This is a genomic window from Citrobacter sp. Cf136, assembly GCF_030333815.1.
Taxonomy (GTDB): domain Bacteria; phylum Pseudomonadota; class Gammaproteobacteria; order Enterobacterales; family Enterobacteriaceae; genus Citrobacter; species Citrobacter freundii.
In genome coordinates this window covers 1-4,283 of sequence record NZ_JAOWFE010000034.1, presented here as the reverse complement: position 1 = coordinate 4,283, position 4,283 = coordinate 1, and the positions used below count along the sequence as shown (strand labels likewise).

Annotated in this window: 4 protein-coding genes and 2 pseudogenes; all 6 read right to left on the bottom strand. The window is 37.8% G+C overall.

What is annotated here, in order from left to right:
- Window positions 1-410, bottom strand: a pseudogene (locus OGV98_RS12445) (bacteriophage T4 gp5 trimerization domain-containing protein); the annotation flags it as partial.
- A 587-nt stretch (window positions 411-997) separates the two neighbouring features.
- Window positions 998-1,516: a hypothetical protein gene (locus OGV98_RS12440; RefSeq protein WP_193147906.1), complete on the bottom strand. Its 519-nt coding sequence runs from the start codon at window positions 1,514-1,516 to the stop codon at window positions 998-1,000.
- Entirely contained in the window at window positions 1,516-2,214 is a 699-nt protein-coding gene (locus OGV98_RS12435) for a hypothetical protein (protein WP_053088662.1), read from the bottom strand. The genes OGV98_RS12440 and OGV98_RS12435 overlap by 1 nt, the downstream gene beginning before the upstream one ends.
- Window positions 2,198-2,785: a hypothetical protein gene (locus OGV98_RS12430; RefSeq protein WP_048233015.1), complete on the bottom strand. Its 588-nt coding sequence runs from the start codon at window positions 2,783-2,785 to the stop codon at window positions 2,198-2,200. The genes OGV98_RS12435 and OGV98_RS12430 overlap by 17 nt, the downstream gene beginning before the upstream one ends.
- Window positions 2,772-3,764 carry a C40 family peptidase gene (locus OGV98_RS12425; protein WP_202580929.1) on the bottom strand — a complete coding sequence of 331 codons (993 nt, stop codon included), beginning with the start codon at window positions 3,762-3,764 and terminating at the stop codon, window positions 2,772-2,774. Before OGV98_RS12425 ends, OGV98_RS12430 begins: the two co-directional genes overlap by 14 nt.
- 9 nt (window positions 3,765-3,773) lie before the next feature.
- Window positions 3,774-4,283: pseudogene (locus tag OGV98_RS12420) on the bottom strand (hypothetical protein); the annotation flags it as partial.

Below are 4,283 nucleotides of genomic sequence, written 5' to 3'. Positions count from 1 at the left end.
TCGTGTCCGGATGCGTTTTCTTTCCCTACGGTCACCGTCTGGCCCAGTCCCACAGTGATGCTCTGGTTATTGCCGATGGTCTCCGTATGGTCCACCTTCACATCCGTTGTCCGGTTGTTCAGTACCTCCGTATCCATGTTCTTCTGTGCGTGGATATAGACCTGCTCATTGCCCGTGGCGTCATCGAATTTCAGTTCGTTAAATCCGCCGCCTTTGTAGGTCTTCGAGCGGATGGTCATCTGCGTTTTCGTGCCCGGCAGGGTGCCCGGCGAGCGGTTGTCCTGGTGGTAGGTGCGGCCCATAATAATGGGCTGGTCCGGGTCGCCGTTGAGGAAATCCACTATCACTTCCTGACCCACGCGCGGAATGGCGAGGTTGCCAAATCCGGCACCGGCCCACGCCTGTGACACTTACTCATTTTTCTATCTCTTGAATTTTATTCATAATCGATTCTAATCCGTAAGTCTTTACTTTTTGGGAGTTGACTAGTTTTGGGCAAAAATATGTACCCACATTAATATTGTTATCTATATAATCCATTGGCCACTTTCTGTGAGCTTTCATATACCCTCCATTTTGGTGGGCTTTTGAAATGGCTGATTCCTCTCCCACTTGTGCTATTAGCAATTCTTTTGCACCACCTTCAGTAATTTTATTGTTAATAAAACGTTTTGCATCGCTTAGGCCAAGATGATGGGTTAAGTATATAAGCTTAGCTTTTTCAGCATCATTAAGTTCGTCAATCTTATATCCTGCCTTTTTCAGCGATGCTAAATTTTCAACCCCATAATCGACTGCCGCTATAATGGCGTATTCAGGTTTAAAAACGCAGATTTAACCATTGCTGTACATCTGCCGTTGCGTGACGAGGATACGGCGTTATTCCCGTGATATATCTTAATTCCTCAAGATTTTTCCACTTACCGGTAGAAATCGAAACATGTGCGATATCCATTGAATCCGTCACCTCAATTTAATAACAGCGATAATCTTACCTTTATTTAACAATACGCTCAACATGTCCATTCATATATTTGAACTTAGATTCATCTTCAAACACAATGATTGCATTTGCTTTTCCCCATGAAACCCAGTCGATAACCGAATTGCCTGAATCCGGAGTGAATCCATTGGATATAACAGGTTTGTCGCCTGAAAAATCGAGAACTACACTGATACTGCAAAAACCCTGATAATCTATTCTATCAAGGCAACGCTCGTTTAAAGTATATGTAATAACTGTCTTAGTGGTAAAGTATTTGTTATTCTTAAAAAAAACCATATCATCATCAAGCATATCATCATCCATGAATGACATGTAATCGGTTTTTGCCTTGTATATATTCACTCCATTAAGGGTAAGGTAAGAGTAATCATCACCAGAGGTGGATCTCGTTATCTGATCGAGAATACCAAACTTAGTATAATAACAAAATAACGAATTAGAATTGCAATCAGCCATGCTTGTAGATGAGAATATTAGTAAGGACAAGATGGGAGCAAAATACTTGGTCATTATATTTCCTTATTGATCTTTTTAATTATATCTATTAGATCGATATCTTCAGGGTTGTTTATGGTTGTTTTCTCATGGCAAAAATAATCACTTAATTTAATGTTTCCATCTATATAATTCATCAGCCACTTTCTGTGTGCTTTCACATACCCTGCTGTTTTGGACCTTGCCTTGGCTGACTCATCTCCCACTTGTGCAGTTAGTAAAATTTTTGCACTACCTTCAGTAATTTTATTGTTAATAAAACGTTTTGCGTCACTTAGACCAAGATGATGAGTTAAGTATATGATTTTAGCTTTTTCAGCATCATTAAGTCCGTCAATCTTATATCCCGCTTTTTTCAGCGATGCTAAATTTTCGACGCCGTAATCGACTGCTGCCATAATGGCATATTCAGGTTTAAAACGAAGATTTAACCATTGCTGTACATCTGCCGTTGCGTGACTAGGATATGGTGTTATTCCCGTGATATATCTGCCTTTTTTTAATTCCTCAAGGTTTTTCCACTTATCTGTAGAAACCTGAAGTTTTTTTTCATACACCACCTCACCTTTTTTGTCTTTTACTGTCTCTCCTTTTTTATTGAGTAAGGGCATGTCTGCAACCAACCCTTGTTTAATCGCTTTTTTATACCATTGACAAGTTTTGAATATATTTATTGACTTACGATCTTTATGCTGCTTATTTTCGTAACGCATAGAAGAAGTATCGGCCGCTTAATACATCATCTATCAGTTTTTGTTTAAATAGACTATTGGCATTTTTCTTAAACCTTTCTCGCCAATCTGGGAGCCACCAATAATAAATTGATGTACTGTAAAGATTAATGTCGGGTAAAATGGCAAACCGAGCTACTTCTTTGTCAATAAGACCTTTTTCAAATTGTTCATTCACTGCATCCATGAAACACATATACTCTTTAATGGGTAGGTTTTGCATTAATATAATAGTATAAACTTTCTGGCTTTGATCATAGTCTTTACTTAATATTATTCTAATAGCGCTAGAAAGATAGTCTTTTGGGGTTTCACTAATCATATATAATTGATCGTTGAAAAAAATATCGTATACATTCTCCATTTCTTTCCATCTACCAATCTTTGATTCACTTCCCTCTGTAATTATTTTAGAAAAAATGTTTTCTTTAGGTGCTGTATTTCTATAGGCTTGGCAAGATGTTTTGTTGGCACTTAAAAAATTAAAGTATGCTAATGAAGTAAAGATAATCATTATGAGTATAATTATTAATGTTATTCTATTTTTTTTCATCTTGTAACCTATATCTTCTGAAAGAATTGAAATCATTTTCAGAATGAAATTTTGTAGTTATAGCAGTGCCATTTTTATTTCTAAATCCTGCATCATTGACTATAATTACTTCACTGTTTGCTGATATCGTAACTCCTGATGAAATAATTATTCCTGCATGTCCTGTCGCACCTTTCTCTTTTTTTATATAGGCGCCTACATCTCCTGGTTGGGGTGTAGTGGAGTATTTCCATTGTTCTGCTAACTTTGTTGGATCAGCCCATTCTTCTGCCAGGGGAGGTCTAAGTTCCTGATAAAGCCATTGTGGTGTATAATGTGCATAACCAGTTTCAATCCACGGTACAGTCAGTCCAGCCTCAAGCAATACATCATTTACAAAGGCACTACATTTATTCGTATTCGACCCAAAATGATATGTTTTTTTCAGTATGGGATGGTAAGAATCTTTTTCCTTTGTTCCGGCCCATTTTGTGGATCCCCGATATTTCAAGGCGGTTAATATTATCTTTCTTGGAATATCTCTTATTACTATCTTTGTACTTTTTATTACAGTACTTTTCTCACCGAAAGATATTTTTGATGATATTCTCTCTTCATATTCAACATTGAAAAAATCGCCAGGAAAATTATCACCTGACTCATTAACATTGATTGGTACCTTGGTCCAGGGCGATACGACTACCATTGTCACTTTTTTTCCATCTGGTAGGATCGTACTCCCTATTTCTTTTTCGGATTCTTTATCTAGAATAAATATTTTAATTTCATACTCACTTGCAGTCGGAATTGTTTTTTGCAAGCTGGATGATGAAATAGTAATTATATCGCCTTTTGTTGTAAAATGATATATTAACGAATTATTGTGCTCAGATACATTGTTATTATCTATCTCAATATCATTTACGGTAATTTTGTATTGCAAACCTGATGGGCTTCCCATCAATGAATCTTTAAAAACAACTAACAGTTCTGACGACATATGTTCACCTTATAAGTCATCTACAGAAACATAAACCTGCCACTCATCACTTTCTTTACCAATGAGTAAGTAACATGCGTCTGAAAATAATGCCTCTGGATATAATTCACTTTCCCCAGTGCTCTGGGATGTAATGGACCTAATTAATGTATCATCATTCTCATTCCTGATTTTAAAGTCCAGCCCGACCACCTGTGATTCCGATATACTCAATTTATTTGTGATAATTTGAATTTTTCTATTTTCTTCATCAGATTCTGGTTCATTCTGTTCTTTTGAACTGTCATTGTTCTCGGGGTTATTGCTGTCTTCACTATTATTCTGCTCAGGCATTACATCTCCCTCACTCGCCAGTGCTTTCAGCACCGCTGGTTGCAGAGTCCCCACTGGCGTACCCGGACTCCCGCCGCTGTTGAGATTGATTTTCGGCCCCATAATATCCACGCCGCCCGGGTGGATGACCACAAACGAACCGCCCACCTTCAGGCTTATCCGGCTGCTGCTTTCCAGCACAATATC

What these genes read in the sequence shown, in the direction of transcription:
- OGV98_RS12440 (WP_193147906.1), bottom strand. Translation starts at nt 1,516, where the DNA reads ATGACCAAGTATTTTGCTCCCATCTTGTCCTTACTAATATTCTCATCT.
- OGV98_RS12435 (WP_053088662.1), bottom strand. Translation starts at nt 2,214, where the DNA reads ATGCGTTACGAAAATAAGCAGCATAAAGATCGTAAGTCAATAAATATA.
- OGV98_RS12430 (WP_048233015.1), bottom strand. Translation starts at nt 2,785, where the DNA reads ATGAAAAAAAATAGAATAACATTAATAATTATACTCATAATGATTATC.
- OGV98_RS12425 (WP_202580929.1), bottom strand. Translation starts at nt 3,764, where the DNA reads ATGTCGTCAGAACTGTTAGTTGTTTTTAAAGATTCATTGATGGGAAGC.